The 15529-nt window shown below is 65.7% G+C and carries 18 protein-coding genes, 1 other RNA gene and 1 pseudogene; 16 read left to right on the top strand and 4 right to left on the bottom strand.

All coding sequences use genetic code 11. The annotated features are described in order from the left end of the window. A pseudogene (locus tag Mlute_RS16005) lies at positions 1–174 on the top strand (hydroxymethylglutaryl-CoA lyase); the annotation flags it as partial. A gap of 1 nt (position 175) precedes the next feature. Here the strand turns inward: Mlute_RS16005 and Mlute_RS06360 are convergent. From Mlute_RS06360 to Mlute_RS06370, 3 genes are read right to left on the bottom strand one after another with little or no spacing between them, the layout of a single operon-like run. Continuing rightward, a complete protein-coding gene (locus Mlute_RS06360; RefSeq protein WP_119359902.1) occupies positions 176–490 on the bottom strand; it encodes an FUN14 domain-containing protein in 315 nt (104 codons plus the stop codon). Between the two features lie 31 nt (positions 491–521). After that, positions 522–1370, bottom strand: coding sequence for an SDR family oxidoreductase (locus Mlute_RS06365; protein WP_119359903.1), 849 nt, complete (start codon positions 1368–1370; stop codon positions 522–524). A 60-nt stretch (positions 1371–1430) separates the two neighbouring features. Next, positions 1431–1991: an HD domain-containing protein gene (locus Mlute_RS06370; protein WP_119359904.1), complete on the bottom strand. Its 561-nt coding sequence runs from the start codon at positions 1989–1991 to the stop codon at positions 1431–1433. 64 nt (positions 1992–2055) lie between these two features. Here Mlute_RS06370 and ispF point away from each other — a divergent pair, with 64 nt between their 5' ends. The 4 genes from ispF to Mlute_RS06390 all read left to right on the top strand — a co-directional run bounded on the left by ispF (position 2056) and on the right by Mlute_RS06390 (position 4576). Then, complete coding sequence (ispF, locus tag Mlute_RS06375; RefSeq protein ID WP_119359905.1) at positions 2056–2547, top strand: 2-C-methyl-D-erythritol 2,4-cyclodiphosphate synthase; 492 nt, start codon at positions 2056–2058, stop codon at positions 2545–2547. Positions 2548–2646: 99 nt separating this feature from the next. After that, positions 2647–3015 (top strand): hypothetical protein, encoded by a 369-nt coding sequence (locus Mlute_RS06380; RefSeq protein ID WP_119359906.1) that lies wholly within the window; start codon positions 2647–2649, stop codon positions 3013–3015. A gap of 41 nt (positions 3016–3056) precedes the next feature. Further along, on the top strand, positions 3057–3674 hold the full coding sequence (locus Mlute_RS06385) for a uracil-DNA glycosylase (RefSeq protein WP_119359907.1): 618 nt from the start codon (positions 3057–3059) through the stop codon (positions 3672–3674). Then, on the top strand, positions 3671–4576 hold the full coding sequence (locus Mlute_RS06390; RefSeq protein WP_119359908.1) for an EamA family transporter: 906 nt from the start codon (positions 3671–3673) through the stop codon (positions 4574–4576). The genes Mlute_RS06385 and Mlute_RS06390 overlap by 4 nt, the downstream gene beginning before the upstream one ends. Here the strand turns inward: Mlute_RS06390 and purH are convergent. Continuing rightward, on the bottom strand, positions 4566–6074 hold the full coding sequence (gene purH / locus Mlute_RS06395) for a bifunctional phosphoribosylaminoimidazolecarboxamide formyltransferase/IMP cyclohydrolase (RefSeq protein WP_119359909.1): 1509 nt from the start codon (positions 6072–6074) through the stop codon (positions 4566–4568). The genes Mlute_RS06390 and purH overlap by 11 nt on opposite strands. 40 nt (positions 6075–6114) lie before the next feature. On the opposite strand from purH, the gene Mlute_RS06400 reads away from it, so the two are divergent. From Mlute_RS06400 to Mlute_RS06450, 11 genes are all read left to right on the top strand, one after another. Continuing rightward, on the top strand, positions 6115–6510 hold the full coding sequence (locus tag Mlute_RS06400) for a GatB/YqeY domain-containing protein (RefSeq protein ID WP_119359910.1): 396 nt from the start codon (positions 6115–6117) through the stop codon (positions 6508–6510). A gap of 23 nt (positions 6511–6533) precedes the next feature. Continuing rightward, positions 6534–6891: RNase P RNA component class A (gene rnpB / locus Mlute_RS06405), an RNA gene on the top strand. A gap of 333 nt (positions 6892–7224) precedes the next feature. Next, positions 7225–7659, top strand: coding sequence for a division/cell wall cluster transcriptional repressor MraZ (mraZ, locus tag Mlute_RS06410; RefSeq protein ID WP_119359911.1), 435 nt, complete (start codon positions 7225–7227; stop codon positions 7657–7659). Between the two features lie 36 nt (positions 7660–7695). Further along, positions 7696–8544, top strand: coding sequence for a 16S rRNA (cytosine(1402)-N(4))-methyltransferase RsmH (gene rsmH / locus Mlute_RS06415; protein WP_119359912.1), 849 nt, complete (start codon positions 7696–7698; stop codon positions 8542–8544). Beyond that, positions 8541–8801 (top strand): hypothetical protein, encoded by a 261-nt coding sequence (locus tag Mlute_RS06420; protein ID WP_119359913.1) that lies wholly within the window; start codon positions 8541–8543, stop codon positions 8799–8801. The genes rsmH and Mlute_RS06420 overlap by 4 nt, the downstream gene beginning before the upstream one ends. 56 nt (positions 8802–8857) lie before the next feature. Beyond that, complete coding sequence (locus Mlute_RS06425) at positions 8858–10204, top strand: peptidoglycan D,D-transpeptidase FtsI family protein (RefSeq protein ID WP_119359930.1); 1347 nt, start codon at positions 8858–8860, stop codon at positions 10202–10204. Between the two features lie 43 nt (positions 10205–10247). Continuing rightward, positions 10248–11534 (top strand): UDP-N-acetylmuramoyl-tripeptide--D-alanyl-D-alanine ligase, encoded by a 1287-nt coding sequence (locus Mlute_RS06430; RefSeq protein WP_119359914.1) that lies wholly within the window; start codon positions 10248–10250, stop codon positions 11532–11534. Then, entirely contained in the window at positions 11531–12292 is a 762-nt protein-coding gene (locus tag Mlute_RS06435) for a hypothetical protein (protein WP_119359915.1), read from the top strand. Before Mlute_RS06430 ends, Mlute_RS06435 begins: the two co-directional genes overlap by 4 nt. Before the next feature lie 5 nt (positions 12293–12297). Continuing rightward, positions 12298–13158 (top strand): phospho-N-acetylmuramoyl-pentapeptide-transferase, encoded by an 861-nt coding sequence (locus Mlute_RS06440; RefSeq protein WP_182482491.1) that lies wholly within the window; start codon positions 12298–12300, stop codon positions 13156–13158. After that, complete coding sequence (locus Mlute_RS06445; RefSeq protein WP_119359917.1) at positions 13155–14429, top strand: Mur ligase family protein; 1275 nt, start codon at positions 13155–13157, stop codon at positions 14427–14429. The genes Mlute_RS06440 and Mlute_RS06445 overlap by 4 nt, the downstream gene beginning before the upstream one ends. Next, positions 14422–15522, top strand: coding sequence for an FtsW/RodA/SpoVE family cell cycle protein (locus Mlute_RS06450; RefSeq protein ID WP_119359932.1), 1101 nt, complete (start codon positions 14422–14424; stop codon positions 15520–15522). The genes Mlute_RS06445 and Mlute_RS06450 overlap by 8 nt, the downstream gene beginning before the upstream one ends. The last annotated feature ends 7 nt before the right edge of the window (positions 15523–15529 follow it).

Consider the following 15529-nt stretch of genomic DNA (forward strand, 5'->3'; position numbering starts at 1 on the left):
GCCCTGGGGGGCATCGGGGGGTGCCCCTTCGCCGGAGATGAGCGGGTGGGCAACCTGGCCACCGAGCGGGTTCTCCCCTACCTGGAAGCAAGGGGCCACGAGGTGGGGGTGGCCTTGGACAGGCTGGCCGAGCTGGCCGGCCAAGCCCAGCTTCTGCGGACAAAGTACGCCTGAGCTACCCCCGCCGCAGCCCCAGCAAAAGCCCTGCCACAAAAGCCCCCCCAAAGGGCAGGTTGGTGGTGAGCACCCGCACCAAAGCGTCCCAGGCCCCCCTAAGCTGCTCCTGCTGCAAGAGGGGCTCCACATCGCGCTGGATACGGGTCCAGTCCACGTTGATGTAGCCCATGGAGGCCAGCACTTGCACCACCACGAAAATCAGGCCCAGCCCAATGGCCACCCAGCGCCCAACGGCCTTGATGGCATAGCCCACGGCGAACCCAGCCAGCCCCCCGAAGGTGAGCTGGCCGATGTAGGGTTGGATGACTTCCACACCCCTATTGTGCCACGCCAAGGGGAGCCGCCTAGCCCTTTTTGCGAAGGGCCTCGAGGGCGTCCCACTGCTCCTTGGTCACCGCGTCCAGAACGTTGAACTCTCCGGCCCCCCAGACCGTCTCCCCCCCGTCAATGAGGACCACATCCCCGGTAATAAACCCCGCGTAGTCGGAGACCAGGTAGGCGGCCAGATTGGCCAGCTCAGTGTGCTCCCCCACCCTTCCCAAGGGAATCCGCTTCTCAAACAGGCGGGCAATCTCTGGGGTGGGCATCAGGCGGCTCCAGGCCCCTTCGGTGGGAAAGGGGCCCGGGGCGATGGCGTTCAGGCGGATGCCGTACTTGCCCCACTCGGCCGCCAAGGACTTGGTAAGGGCCACCACGCCGGCCTTGGCGGTGGCCGAGGGGACTACGTACCCCGAGCCGCTCAGGGCGTAGGTGGTAGCGATGTTGAGCATCACCCCCTTCTGCCCCCGGGCAATCCAGCGCTTGCCCACCTCGAGGGTGCAGTAGACCGTCCCGTGCAGAACAATGTTGAGCACGGCGTCAAAAGCGCGATGGGAAAGCCGCTCGGTGGGGGAGATAAAGTTGCCCGCGGCATTGTTGACCAGCACATCAACCCGCCCAAAATGGGCCTCCACCGCGTCCACCATGCCCTTTACCCCTTCCGGGTCGCGCACGTCCACCGGCGTGGCGAAGACCTGGCCCCCGGTCTGCTCCGCCATCTCCTGAGCGGCCTGGGCGATGACCTCCACGCGGCGGCTGGCAATGGCCACCTTGGCCCCTAGCTCCAAAAAGCGGGTGCTCATCGCGCGCCCAAGACCGGTTCCGCCACCTGTGACCAAAATCACCTTGTCCTTGAGCAAGTCGGGTTGGAACATGACTGACCTCTGGAACAATTTACACCAAGTAAAAAGATTAGAAGCCTCCTCAGAGCGTTCTCAGGCCAGCCCAATCCGCTCCGCATCGGTTTTTAGAGCCTCTAGCACAAAAGCCATGTGTTCGTCCAGGTCAACCCCTAGCTCAGCCGCCCCCCGAACGATGCCCTCCCGGTCCACCCGGGCGGCAAAGGCCTTGTCCTTGAACTTCTTCTTGAGGCTGCTGAGCTCCAGGCTGCGGATGCTCCGGTCGGGCCGCACATAGACCGCTGCGGTAATCAGGCCCACCAGCTCATCCACCGCGAACAAAGCCTTGGCCATGAGGGTTTTGCGGGGATGCTCGGGTACGTCGGCGTGGCCCAGGATGGCCTCGAGGACATCCTCAGGGTAGCCCATCTCCCGCAGCATCTCCACCCCCTTAAACGGGTGGGTCTCGGGGTACTTCTCGTAGTCGAAATCGTGCAAAACCCCCGCAATCGCCCACTTCTCTTCGGGCTCTCCGAATTTACGGGCATAGGCCCGCATGGCCGCCTCCACCCCCAGCATGTGCCTGCGCAGGCCCTCCGACTGGGTAAACCGCTGCATCAGGGCCAAGGCGTCCTCGTAAACCATGTAAATCGCCATGGGGCTATTCTCGGAAGCCCCGGACCCAGGGTCAAGGGTTCGCTCGAGGATTTAGGATAAGGGGGTGGCAGAGTCTTTCCCCTTCCCTTCCACACGTTTCGGTTACGGCGAGGACGCGCACCGGCTGGGGGAGGGGCTCGAGCTGTGGCTGGGCGGCGTGCGCATCCCAAGCGAGTGGGGCGCGGTGGCCCACTCAGACGGCGATGTCATCCTGCACGCCCTCTCAGACGCCCTGCTCTCGGCCTTCGGCTTAGGGGACATCGGCACCTACTTCCCCGACCACGACCCCCGTTGGAAGGGCTTGGAAAGCCAGGTGATTTTGGATTTGGTCCTGCAAAAGGTGCGCGAGAAGGGCTACCGCCCGGCCCAGATCAGTGCGGTGGTGGTGCTTGATGGGCCCAAGCTGGGGCCCTACCGAGGGAGCATCCAGAAAAACCTGGCCCGGCTGTTGGAGCTTCCCGAGGAGCGGGTGGGCCTGACCTTTAAAACTTCCGAAGGGCTGGCCCCCCACCACGTCCAGTGCCGGGCGGTGGTCTACCTCGAGCCCCTGCCCTAAATGCCCCCCCTTGCGTTGACACCCCTTTTCGCGGACTCCTATAATCACGGGGTAAAAAACGGCCGTCCCTGGAGGGGTGCTGCGTTGAAAGGAGCCAGGATGGAGTACAAGGTGACGCTCTCCACCGAAGAAATCGTGCGTGGTTTGAAGCACTACCGGCGAATTGCCAAGCAGGACGTTCTTCGGGCCCCGGAGACGCCCAACCCGGAGGTCTTCCGTCTGCACGCCGAGGCCCGGCGCGAGGTCTACGCCAAGCTGGCTGAAGTGGCCGAGAACGAGGGCCCCGATGCAGTGGTCAGCCGGGCCTTGGAGATGTACCAACAGCTCCCCTTCGTCACCGGTACCGCTGAGGACGCCCACCCAGTCATCAAGGGCCAGGAGAACGCCCTGGAAAACTTCTTCTTGATGATTGGCCTGGACCCCAAAATTCGCCGCGAGGCCCGGAAGGCCCGTAAACCCATTGAGTAAACCCCGTCACCCCTGGGCTGGGGGTGTCCTTCAGTTCACCCATGACCCTCGAGCTTCTTGCCGCCCAAGCCCAAGCCTGTACCGCCTGCGGCCTGGCCAAAAACCGCACCCATGTGGTCTTCGGCGAGGGCAACCCCGACGCCAGGCTGATGATCGTGGGGGAAGGCCCCGGAGAGGAGGAGGACCTGCAGGGCAGGCCCTTCGTGGGGCGCAGCGGCCAGCTCTTAGACAAAATCCTAGAGGCCGCCGGCATTCCCCGCCGAAGCGTCTACATCGCCAACATCGTCAAATGCCGCCCGCCGCAAAACCGCGTCCCCGAGCCCATAGAGGCCAAGACCTGTACCTCGCTCTGGCTCATCCGGCAAATCCAGCTCGTCCGGCCCCAGATCATCATCCCCCTGGGGGCCACCGCGCTGGAGTTTTTTGCCGGAGAAAAGCTTTCCATCACCAAGGTGCGGGGCAAGTTCTTTGAGTGGCAAGGCATCAAAATCCTCCCCATGTTCCACCCGGCCTACCTGCTGCGCAACCCTTCCCGCGCCCCTGGAAGCCCAAAGCACCTCACCTGGCTGGACATCCAGCTCGTCAAGAAAACCCTTGACGAGCTGGGCCCCAAGCAAGGCGTAGAGATAAAGGCAGTCAGCCAAGGAACCCTGTTTTGAAAGGGAAATCCCTCTCTCGTCTAGGCCTTCTGCACCTTTGGGTGGTCTATCTGGTCTGGAGCAGCACCTACCTGGCCTTCAAGGTAGGGGTCAGCAACGGGTTCGCTCCGTTCTGGATGGGCGCCACCCGGTTTATCCCTGCCGCCTTACTCCTCCTGCTGTACGCCCGGTGGCAGGGCTTTGAAATACGCCTAGGCGGGGCTGAGGCGGGCCGGCTGGCCCTCTCGGGGGCCATGCTCTGGCTAGGGGGCAACGGCCTAATCCTGGTAGCCACGCAGTACGTGCCCTCGGGCTATGTGGCCCTCATGATCGCTACCACCCCCATCTGGGCGGCCCTCCTGGAGGGTTTGCTCGAGCGGCGGCGGCCCCCAAGGCTTCTGGTGGCCGGGCTCTCGGTGGGCCTAGCGGGGATAGGCCTCCTCAACGCCCCCCAGCTCAGCGAAGGCGCCCCCGACCACCTGCTGGCCTTTTTACTCCTCATCCTCTCCCCCCTGATGTGGGCCAGCGGCACCCTCTACACCCAGCGCAAAAGCCCCCATCTGCGCCCGGAGGTGGTCTCGGGCTACCAGCAGCTCTTCGCCGGTCTGGGCTTCCTCTTGCTCTCCTGGACCCTCGGGGAAGACTGGGGAGCCCCCAACCCCATCGGCTGGGCCGCCAACCTCTACCTTATCGTGTTCGGCTCGCTGGTGGCCTACACCTCCTACATCCTGGCGGTGCGGCTTTTGCCCCTGAGCCTGGTCACCACCTACGCCTACGTTAACCCAGTCATCGCCCTGCTGCTGGGCTGGCTCCTCCTCAAAGAGCCCGTCGGCCTGTGGACGCTGGCCGGCTCTGCGTTGGTGCTCGTGGGGGTGGGCCTGGTCTTCAAAAGCCAGTCAAAAACCCCCTCCCCTAGTGCCTGAAGTGGCGGGAGCCGGTGAAGACCATGGCCATACCCAGTTCATTGCAGGCCCGGATGACCTCCTCGTCCCGCTTGGCCCCTCCCGGCTGAACAATGGCGCTGACCCCCGCCGCCGCAGCCGCCCGCACCACATCGTCAAAGGGGAAAAAAGCCTCCGAGGCCAGCACCGCGCCTTTGGCCCTATCCCCCGCGTTCTGCAAGGCCCGTTCAGCGGCCCAGATGCGGCTCACCGCCCCCGTGCCAACCCCCACCGTGACCCCTTCCCGGGCCAGCACCACGCTGTTGGAGCGGGCGTGCTTGACCACGTACCAAGCGAACTTCAGGTCCAGTAGCTCCTGGGGGGTGGGGATGCGCTCGGTGACGTAGGTGAGCTCGAGCTCTTCCCAACGTCGCCCATCGCGATCCTGGGCCAGAAAACCACCCATCAGCGGCCGGTATTCTTGGGGCTCAAAGTCCCCCGGACCAGCCTCCAGCACCCTCAGGTCGGGCTTCTTTTGGCGAAACCACGCCAGCGCCTCGGGGTCCACCGCCGGGGCCACCAGCACCTCCAAAAACGTCCCCCGGGTGGCCTGGGCAGTCCCCAGGTCCACCGGGCGGTTGAAGGCCACCACCCCGCCGAAGGCCGAGAGGCTGTCGGTATCCCGGGCCCGCTCCCAGGCGGCCTGGGGGTCGTCGGCCAGGGCTACCCCGCAGGGGTTGGCGTGCTTCACGATCACGCAGGCCGGCTGCTCAAACTCCTGCACCAGCGCCCAAGCTGCCTCGGCGTCGGCGTAGTTGTTGAAGCCCATGGGCTTTCCTGAGCATACCCGGGCGTTCAAAACCGGCCCCCGCTGCCCCACCTGGGCGTAGAGCGCGGCCTCCTGGTGGGGGTTCTCCCCGTAGCGCAGCTCCACCCCCGGCACCCGCTCCAAAGCCAGCAGCTTGGTGGGGGGGAACTTCTCCAAGGCCAAAAAATCGGCGATTGCCGCATCGTAGGCCGCGGTGTGGGCGAAGGCTTTGTAGGCGAGCCTGCGGCGGAACTCGCTGCTCACCCCTGTGCGCAGGGCCCGGAGCACCGCCTGGTAGTCGCCAGGGTCGCACACCGGCAGCACCGCCTCGTGGTTCTTGGCCGCCGCCCGGAGCATGGTCGGGCCCCCAATATCAATGTTCTCAAGGCACTCCTCAAAGGAAGCGCCCCGGGCCACCGCCTTCTGGAAGGGGTAGAGGTTCACGCAAAGCAGGTCTATCCGGAACAGGCCGTGGGCCCTCAGCTCGGCTTCATGGGCCGGGTCCTTTGCGGCCAGGAGCCCAGCGTGAATGCGGGGGTGGAGGGTCTTGACCCGCCCCCCCAGAATCTCCGGAAAACCGGTAACCTGCGACACGTGGGTCACCGGCAGCCCGGCCGCCTCCAGCGCCTTCTGGGTGCCCCCGGTAGAGATGAGCTCAAACCCCAGCTCCACCAACCCCTGGGCGAACTCCTCCAGCCCGGTCTTATCCGAGACGGACAAAAGCGCACGCATACCCGGTCCATCATAAGGCCAAAGGCGCTAAACTAGGGCTATGAGCACCGCGATCTATGAGGCCATCAAGAGGGAAATCGTTGAGGCCATGAAGCGGGGCGATGCGCAAAGCCGCGACTATGCTCGAGTGGTCAAGGCCGAATTTGACCGTAAAGGCGACGGCCGTCCCCTGCCCGACGCCGAGGCGGTGAAAATTCTAAAAGCCCTCCGAGTGACCGCTGAGGAAAACCAGAACACCTTTGAGCTGGCCTTTCTAGACCGCTACCTACCCAAGGAGATGAGCGAGGAGGAGATTGAGGCTTGGATTCGGGCCAACGTGGATTTCTCCCAGCTCAAGTCCCCTATGGCTGCGGTGGGGCTGGCCACCAAAGCGCTGGGACCTGCCGCCCCAGGAGAGCGGGTGCGGCGGGTGGTGGAGCGCCTGACGAAGGGATAGGCGGGGGTGCTAAAATGGAACCGTGGGAAGAGGGCACGGTCGCGGGCGGCCATGCCTGAGGAAAGTCCGGGCACCACAGGGCAGGATGCCAGCTAACGGCTGGGCGGGGTAACCCGACGGAAAGTGCAACAGAAAGCAAACCGCCAGGTGCGCCCCGTGGCGCATCCGGTAAGGGTGAAACGGTGCGGTAAGAGCGCACCAGTCCCTCTGGCAACAGGGGGAGCTCGGCAAACCCCATCCGGTGCAAGTCCCGTAAGCCCAGCAGGGAGGGTTGGCCCGACCCGGTAGCACCGCTGGTAGGGACGCTAGAGGTGGTTGGCGACAGCCATCCCAGAGAGATGACCGTGGAAACAGAACCCGGCTTACGCCTCTTCCCACAGCGGAAGCCCACCCCTAGGGTGGGCTTTCCTCTCGCCGTGGCCCCAACGATTAAGATGCCTTTATAAACATAAATGCAGCCGCTTGTTTGGCTTTTTACGTAAAGAGCCACCGCTCCCATCCAGCGCAATTTTCCGATGGGAAAGGCCCATCCGGCCGAAGTCGGGCCAGGTGGGAAACCGACCCATTTCAAGCCCCGTAGGTGGGAAAAAGTGGGAAGTAAGTGGGGTTTTGTGGTAAAAAGTGGTAAAAACGTGGTACATTACCCTTACAGAGCGGCACCTCGAGTGGGAACCACCTGTTGGGGCGCCAAGGACTAGGTGAGGAGCCAGCGGGATGCCTTTCGGTGAGTACCAGTATAGCCTTGATGAAAAGGGCCGGGTGGTTATCCCTCCTCCCTTCCGCTCGTTCATTGAGGATGGGGTGGTCATCACCCGAGGGCTGGAGGGCTGCTTGTACCTCTACCCCTTGCACACCTGGAGCAACATTGAGCGGCAGCTCCAAAACGTTCCCCTCATTGACCGGCCAGCCCAGCTTTTGGTGCGCTTCTTGTACTCCGGGGCCCACAAGACCCAGATGGACAACGCCTCCCGCATCACCATCCCCCCCACCCTACGCAAGTTCGCCGGGCTCGAGGATTCCGGAGAGGCGGTGGTGGTGGGGGCCCCCACCCGCTTAGAGCTTTGGAGCGAGCAGCGCTGGTGGGAGAGCATCAACAAGTTCCTGGAGAACCCCACCACTCCCGAGGCCCTGCGCGGCTTGATTGGATAGCCCATGCTTGCGCCCACCCCATCCCAAGGAGAGCCCATGCAGCACACCCCGGTGCTCTACCAAGAAGCCCTTGACTGGCTCGGCGTCCGGCCCGGGGGGCTGTATGTGGACGCCACCTTGGGAGGGGCCGGGCACACCCGGGGCATCCTGGCCCAAGGAGGGCGGGTGGTGGCCTTTGACCAGGACCCTCAGGCCATCGCTCGAGCCCGGGCCCTGGACCTTCCCAACCTGACCCTGGTGGAGGCCAACTTCCGTCACTTGGAAAGCGAGCTAGGCAGGCTGGGAATTCACCAGGTAGACGGGATTCTAGCCGACCTGGGGGTTTCCAGCTTCCACCTAGACGATCCCAGCCGGGGCTTCAGCTACCAAAAAGAAGGCCCCCTGGATATGCGGATGGGCCAAGGCGGGCGCACCGCAGGGCAGGTGGTGAACACCTACAGCGAGGAGGAGATCGCCCGCATCCTGCAAGAGTACGGCGAGGAGCCCCGGGCCCGCCGAATTGCCCGCTTCATCGTGCAAAACCGCCCCATCCACACCACCACCCACCTGGCTGAGGTAATTCGCCGGGCCACCGGCTACCGCTCCGCTGGGCACCCCGCCCGGCGCAGCTTCCAAGCGCTACGCATCTACGTAAACGACGAGCTGGGGGCCCTAGAGGCCCTCCTGGGAGCCGCCGAGCGGGTCTTGGGGCCCTCGGGGCGGCTGGTGGTCATCAGCTTCCACTCACTAGAGGACCGGCTGGTCAAGCGCTTTTTGCGCAAGTCACTGGTGTTGGTGCCCCTAAGCAAGAAACCTATTCTCCCCTCCGAGGAGGAGAAGCGGCTGAATCCCCGCGCCCGCAGCGCCAAGATGCGGGTGGCCGAGCGCAAAGGAGGCCCAGGGTGAAAAGCGCAATGCGGTGGGGTGTGGTCTACGTCGCGCTGGTGGTCGGGCTGACCGCCCTCGGCCACTACAACCAGCAGCAGTCCGCCCACCTGCAGGCCCTTCTCAAGCGCGAAGCTGACCTGAGGCAAAAAGAGGTGCGGCTTAGCCTGGAGCGCTACCACCTCACCTCGCCTTTGGCCTTGCTCGAGTGGGCCGAGGCGCAGGGATACATCCCCATGAGCCTGGGGCACTGGGCGGAGGAAGGAAGGACCCCGTGAGGCCGCTGGAAAGACCACAACAAAGCGCCGCTTTGAGCCGGGGCTGGGCGGTTTTGATGGCCTTTTTGGTCTTCGCGCTGAGCCTGGGCTACGGTTTTTACCTGCTGTGGCACAACGCCCCGGGGCTCTCACTGCAGCCTGCCGCATCCTCCCCGACCCCACCCCTGCGGGGGCGGCTTGAGGCCGCCGACGGCACCCCACTGGCCCTGAGCACCCCTGAGGAGTCCCGGCTCTACCCGCTGGGGCTTTCCGCCACCCAGCTCCTGGGGTTTGGCGAGCGGGCCAGCGGGCGGGGCTTGGCTGGGCTCGAGCTGGACCTGGAGCCGCTCCTTTCGCAGGGCCAGGGCCTGCGCCTGACCATCCAACCCCAAATCCAGGCCATTGCCGAAAAGGCCCTCTGGCGGGGCGCTCAGTCCGCACACGCCGACTGGGGGACCGCCCTGGTCATGGAGGCCCAGACCGGCCGCCTGCTGGCGGTGGCCAACGCCCCGCCCTTTGACCCCACCGCACCCCGCAAAAGCGCCCAGGAGGACTTATCCTGGCGCAACCACGCCTTTACCCAGGCCCTGGAACCCGGCTCCACCATAAAGTCCCTCACCGCTGCGGTGCTCCTGGAGGAGGGGGTGGCCCGGCTCGGCACCCGGGTCTACGCCCCCATGAGCCGCCGGGTGGCTGGCTGGACCATCAACGACGTGGTCAAACACCCCGAGACGCTCACCCTGGCCGAGGTGCTCAGGTACTCCTCCAACGTCGGCATCACCATACTGGCCGAACGGCTCCCCAAGGCCACCCTGTACCGCTACCTCGAGCGGCTACACCTCATGGACAAAGCCTTGCTGCCCCCTCCCCACCCGGGCGTGGTGGTGCAGGTGGCCTCCCCCCTGGTACGTCCGCTGGCCCGCTGGGGCCCCGCGGAGTACGCCAACGCCACCTTCGGCCAAGGCTTCCTGATTACCCCGCTGCACCTGGCGGCGGCCTACAACACGCTGGCCGCCGAGGGTACCTACCGGCAGCCGCTCCTCTTTGAGGGCACCTCCGGGAAAAGCGCCCAGGTCTTCCGGCCCGAGGTAGCCCAGGACATCCGGAGGGCCTTGGCCCAGGGGATGACCGAAAACGCCCGGCTGGCCGGGTACACCCTCGCTGGGAAAACCGGAACCGCCCAGGTGGTGGTGGACGGCCGCTACAGCAACGAGGTATACACCGCGCTTTTCGCCGGGTTCGTGCCCGCCGAAAAGCCTCGGGTCACCGTGGTGGTGGTTATTTTCCACCCCCGGGGGGGACGCATCCACGGCTCCCAGGTGGCGGCCCCCATCTACCGGGAAATTGCCGCCGGACTGCTGGCCCTGTGGGGCATCCCACCGCAATTGGCGCCCCCATCCCCCGGGGGTAATCTGGTACGCTGATGAGTGTCTTGTGCAACTTGAGCTTTTTACTCAAGATAAGACCATGAAGGGAAGGATGGGCGGAGAACTCAAGCCAGAATGGGTGGCCCAGCTCACCGGGGGCAGGGTCCACCCTGGGGTAAAGCCGGCCCACGACCTTCACTGGGACTCACGCCAGGTCGGCCCTGGAGTAGCCTTTTTCGCTCTTCCGGGGAACAAGGCCCACGGGCGGGACTTTGCTCAAGAGGCGCTGGCCAAGGGCGCGGCCTTTGTGGTCACCGACCAGGACCACCCCGGCGCGGTAGAGGTGAGCCGGCCCGAACGAGCCCTTCTGGTGCTGGGCCGGGCCCTGCGGGACCGCTTCAGGGGCACGGTGGTCGCGGTGGGAGGCAGCTCAGGCAAGACCACCACCAAGGAGTGCCTGGCCCAGGGCCTGGGCTGGCCCGCCCCGGAGGGCAACCTCAACAACGCGCCGGGCCTAACCCGCTTCTTCCTGCACCTGGGGGAGGCCCCGGGCTGCGTGGTGGAGCTGGGGATAGACCGGCCGCTGGAGATGGCCGAGCTCACCTACCTGGCCCGCCCCGATCTAGGGGTGCTCACCGCGCTGGGAGCAGAGCATCTAGAAGGGCTGGGAAGCCTAGAAAACGTCGTTCGGGAGGAAAGCTGGCTCCTGTGGGCGAGCCCCCTCCGGCTCGCGAGCGTTCAAGCCGCGGAGGGGCTAAAGCTGCCTGGCCTAAAAACCTATGGCATTGGCGAGGGCGACTTCCAGGCCCGGGACCTCGAGCTTACCCTGGACACCAGCCAGTTCCACTACGGGAGGCTGCGAATCTGGCTGCCCTATCCGGGGTTGGGGGTCGTTCTGGGGGCCCTGGCCGCGCTGGCCGGGGCCGAGATGCTGGGCCAACCCCTGGGGGAAGCCGCCGAGCGGCTGGCCGGGCTAAGGCTGCCCCCGGGGCGGATGCAGCGGTTGGAGCTCGGGGGGGTACGCTTTCTCAACGATGCCTACAACGCCAATCCCCTCTCCCTAAAAGCGGGGCTCGAGTTCCTCCAAACCCAGCCTGGCCGCAAGTGGCTGGTGCTGGGCCGGATGGCCGAGCTGGGAAGGGAGGCCTTGCGCTACCACCTCGAGGCCGCTCGCTGGGCCGCCCAGGTCAGCCCTCACCGGGTCTTCATCGGCCCTTTCGCCCAAGTCCAGGCCAACGAAGTGGGCGGGGTGGCCCTGGAAACCCTGGAGGAAGCCCTCCGGTTCCTCAAGCAAAACGTCCGTCCGGGCGACCTGGTCTACCTAAAGGCCTCGCGCAGCGTGGGGCTGGAGCGGCTGCTGGAGCTGTGGCCCAAGGAGGGGGTATGAGGAGGGGTGCGCTGGCGCTCTTCCTGGGGCTTGCCGCCTGCGCACCCCAGCCGCTCGCCCAACCCCCCTCCCAACCCCTGCTCATTGAAGGGGGCGTTGTGGAGGGGCGGATTGTGCGGGCCGCGGGTCTGGAGCTGGCCCTTCCGGCCCCTCCCCTAGCGGTGGCCCGCAGCGGCGAAACCCTGCTGGCGGCCTACCCCTTCCAGCTCCTCATCTACCAAGGCGGCTTCATCCGAGAAAACCTTCCGCTGCCCGGGGTGCCCACCTTTGTTCGGGCCAAACCCAACCCCTTGGTGGGTCTAGAAGATCGGCTCTTTGCCCCTGGCCTGGGCACCCTGCCCTACCGGGCCAAGGACGCCCTGCGCACCCCCGAGGGGGTCTACTGGCTGGATGAAGAGGGGGTCTACCTCGAGCGGCGGCAGCTGTACCAGGGTCGCTACACCTTCTTGTCGGCCAGCGAGCGCTACGCATTCGCCTTCGGCCAAGAGGCGCTGCGGTTGCCGGATGGCCTGCGGATTCCGCTGCCGGCCAGGGTCAAAGCCGCAGTGGTCCTGGACGAGCTTTACGTCCTCAACCCAGAAGGCCTCTACCGGCTGAGCCTAGAGGGCCTACGCTTGGGCTTTCTCCCGGGGGACTTTGAGGGCCTGGAAAGCGACGGGGGCTTTCTTTACACCCTGCAAGCCGGCCGGCTGATCATTCTCCAGCGCAACCTGGAACAGGCCCTCCATTCCCAGCGAGCCTTGGGGAGGGCACCATGAACACCATGGCCGCTGCCCTCGTCCTAAGCTGGTTCTTTACTGGCCTTTGGATTACCCTCATGCAGGCCCTAGGGCTCGGGAAGCAGGTGCGGCTCGAGGGGCCCCAAAGCCACCTGAACAAGGCCGGCACCCCCAGCATGGGGGGGGTGGCTTTTTTGCTGGCCGCCGCTTTGGTGTACGCCCTATCCGGGGGCGACCGGTGGGCCGGCCTCTGGCTCCTGGTGCTGGGCATGGCCCTACTGGGTCTGGCCGACGACCTGGCTGGCTCGCTGCGGAGGCCCCTAAGGGCTCGAGAAAAACTGGCTGTGCAGGCCTTGATGAGCCTCACCTTTGCCCTATGGGCCACGCGGCTGGTGCAGTACACCCCCTACCCAGCGCTGGACGTACTCCTTATCGCCTTGGTCATCATCGCCGCCTGCAACGCTTTTAACTTCACCGACGGGGTAGACGGACTGCTGGCCAGCGTGACGGCGGTCCTCCTGTTGCCCTTCCTTGGGCTGCCCACCGCCCAGGCCGCCCTAGGGGGGCTTTTGGGCTTCCTATGGTACAACGCCCCACGGGCCACGGTCTTCATGGGCGACACCGGAAGCATGGCTCTGGGGGCCTTGGTGGCGGGGCTTTTCATCCTGGAGGGGAAGCTTTGGTGGTTGCCGTTGGCCGCCCTCATCCCGGTGCTGGAGGTGCTCTCGGTGGTGGTCCAAGTGGCCTATTTTCGCCGCACCGGCCAGCGCCTCCTCAAGATGAGCCCGCTCCACCACCACTTTGAGCTATCGGGCTGGTCCGAGAGCAAGGTGGTCTTCCGCTTCGTGGCGGTCACCGCCCTCGCCACCGCGCTCGCAGTACACCTTTGGGGGGGAAGAGGATGAAGCGGCTGGTCTACGGCCTTGGGCGCAGCGGGCTGGGCGTGCTGGGCTACCTGCGGCGGCACGGGATGCCGGCCCGCTTCTACGACGACGCGCTGAAGCCCGAGGAGGCCCAAAAAGCCCAAGCCATGGGGTTTGAGCTAGAGCCCGACCCCAAACCGGGCCATTACCAGGAGGTCATCGCCGCCCCGGGGGTGCCCCTGAACCATCCCCGGCTGGCGGCGCTGCGGGAAGGCGGGGCCGAGGTCATCGGGGAGGCCGAGCTGGTGTACCGGCACTCCACAACCCCCCTCATCGGCATCACCGGCACCGCCGGAAAAACGAGCTGCACCCTGTTCACCGCCCACTTTCTCAGGGCCCTGGGCTTCCGCGCCAAGGAGGGCGGCAACATAGACCCTCCCCTCTCGAGCGTGGTGGACGAGGCCGAGGTAGCGGTCGCAGAGCTTTCCAGCTTCCAGCTCGAGCGCACCCGGTACTTCCGGCCGCGGGTGGCGGTGCTCCTCCTGCTGGGGGTAGACCACCTGGACCGGCACGGAACCCTAGAGGCCTACCACGGGGCCAAACTCAGGCTCATCCAAAACCTGACCCCCCAGGACGCCCTGGTCTACAATGCCCAAGACCCCCGCATCCGCGAGGCGGTCCGGGGAAGCCCGGCCCAGCTCCACCCCTTTGAGCCTGCCACCAACCCCCGCGAGACCAACCTCAACGCGGCCTTACAGGCGGCGGTGGCCTACGCCCAGATTGTGATGCGGGAGGGACCCGAGCGCCCCTGGCCCTTCCCTCCCACCCCAGAAAACCTCAGGCCCTTTAGCCAAAGCGCCCCCTGGCCCGAGGCCCGCTACCAGGTGTTCGCCCGGATAGGGCGGGTCGTTTTCATAGACGATTCCATCGCCACCCGTCTAGAGGCGGTGCGGGCGGCCTTGGAGGCCGCCCCTGCCCCCATCGCCTGGGTTCTGGGCGGGGTGGACAAAGGGGCTCCCGTGGAGGAGCTGCGGGAAGTGGTGGGGCGCAAGGTGGGCCTCATCCTGGCCATCGGCCGGGATGGGCCCCGCATGGCCCAGGCATTCCAGGGCCTAGCCGAAGTGGTGGAGGTCCGCGAGGCCGACGGGCGGCGGGCGCTAGAACAGGCCGTCCGCAAAGCCCTGGAGCGGTTTACCGAGGGCAGCGTGCTCCTGGCCCCCCTGGCCGCCTCTTTTGACCAATTCAAGGACTACAAGGAGCGTTCTAGGACATTCCGAGAAGTGGTCTATGCGTTGGGAGGGCAAGGTGGATAGCATCCTGCTGCTGGCCCAGCTCCTGCTCTTTGCGCTCTCCGCCCTGGGGGTGGCGGCCGCAGACGGAATGCGGGCCGCGCAGGAGCGCCACAGCCTGGAAAACCTCCGCAACATGGCCCTGGCCCTGAGCCTCACCTTGCTGGTCTCGAGGCTCCACCCCCGCTGGGCCCTTTGGGCGGCCCGGCCCTTCTTCCTGCTGTCCTTGGCCCTGCTGGGGTTAAACCTGGCCATCGGGTTTGGGCCAGGCAGCGACCGGCGCTTTATTGACCTCCCCGGGGTTGGGTTCAACCTCCAGCCCTCTGAGCTGGCCAAGCTGGCGGTGCCCCTTTATCTGGCCGCCTTCTTCCACCAAAGACCCACCGACTATCCCATCATTGGGCCGGTGCTGGCCATCATGCTGGCCTCCGGCTTAATCCTAATCTCACCCGACCTGGACACCGCTTTGTTCCTGCTCCTCCTAGCCGGCTTGCTCCTCTTTGTCATCGGTGTGCCCACCCGGCGGCTGCTGACCGTTATGCTCGCGGGCAGCCTGGCCCTGCTGGCCTTTTCTGGGGCCTTCCTGGAGCGGCTCGGGAAGGCCCAGGAGCGCTTTTTCGGTTGGCAGACCTACGTAAGCGGTCGGGTCAGCGAGCTCAGTCCCGAGCTCATGCGGGGGCCTTTGTACCAGATCACCCAAGCCCACAAGGCTATCATCAACGCGGGGCTTTTCGGCCAGGGCGCAGGCGCTCGGATGCCCAACCTACCGGAGTCCCACAACGACTTCATCCTGGCCTCCATCATCTGGGCCGGGGGCTGGCTGGCAGGGGGCATGCTGCTGCTGGCCTGGTGGCTAATCTTGGCCCGGGGGCTGCAAATTGCAGCCCACCTCGAGGGCTCCCTAAGCGTCTTGTCCCTAGGCCTAACCCTCTACCTCTGCCTGCAAGCCGCACTCAACATCGCAGCGGTACTGGGGGTACTCCCCATCGGGGGCTCCCCGCTGCCTTTGGTCAGCGTGGGGGGCAACGCCATGCTCATGGCCGGGGTGGCTATGGGGCTGCTGCACGGTCTCGCCCGGCAGGCCTTCGCCCAGGCCCCCAAGGAGGTCCGGTCGTGAAGGCGGG

This window comes from Meiothermus luteus (assembly GCF_003574085.1).
Taxonomy (GTDB): Bacteria; Deinococcota; Deinococci; order Deinococcales; family Thermaceae; genus Meiothermus; species Meiothermus luteus.

Bases quoted from the DNA above. Each gene is read 5' to 3' on its own strand.
- Mlute_RS06365 (WP_119359903.1), bottom strand. From the start codon at position 1,370: ATGTTCCAACCCGACTTGCTCAAGGACAAGGTGATTTTGGTCACAGGT.
- Mlute_RS06430 (WP_119359914.1), top strand. From the start codon at position 10,248: ATGAAGGGAAGGATGGGCGGAGAACTCAAGCCAGAATGGGTGGCCCAG.
- mraZ (WP_119359911.1), top strand. From the start codon at position 7,225: ATGCCTTTCGGTGAGTACCAGTATAGCCTTGATGAAAAGGGCCGGGTG.
- Mlute_RS06380 (WP_119359906.1), top strand. From the start codon at position 2,647: ATGGAGTACAAGGTGACGCTCTCCACCGAAGAAATCGTGCGTGGTTTG.
- Mlute_RS06440 (WP_182482491.1), top strand. From the start codon at position 12,298: ATGGCCGCTGCCCTCGTCCTAAGCTGGTTCTTTACTGGCCTTTGGATT.
- Mlute_RS06445 (WP_119359917.1), top strand. From the start codon at position 13,155: ATGAAGCGGCTGGTCTACGGCCTTGGGCGCAGCGGGCTGGGCGTGCTG.
- rsmH (WP_119359912.1), top strand. From the start codon at position 7,696: ATGCAGCACACCCCGGTGCTCTACCAAGAAGCCCTTGACTGGCTCGGC.
- purH (WP_119359909.1), bottom strand. From the start codon at position 6,074: ATGCGTGCGCTTTTGTCCGTCTCGGATAAGACCGGGCTGGAGGAGTTC.
- Mlute_RS06400 (WP_119359910.1), top strand. From the start codon at position 6,115: ATGAGCACCGCGATCTATGAGGCCATCAAGAGGGAAATCGTTGAGGCC.
- Mlute_RS06435 (WP_119359915.1), top strand. From the start codon at position 11,531: ATGAGGAGGGGTGCGCTGGCGCTCTTCCTGGGGCTTGCCGCCTGCGCA.
- Mlute_RS06385 (WP_119359907.1), top strand. From the start codon at position 3,057: ATGACCCTCGAGCTTCTTGCCGCCCAAGCCCAAGCCTGTACCGCCTGC.
- Mlute_RS06425 (WP_119359930.1), top strand. From the start codon at position 8,858: ATGGCCTTTTTGGTCTTCGCGCTGAGCCTGGGCTACGGTTTTTACCTG.
- Mlute_RS06370 (WP_119359904.1), bottom strand. From the start codon at position 1,991: ATGGCGATTTACATGGTTTACGAGGACGCCTTGGCCCTGATGCAGCGG.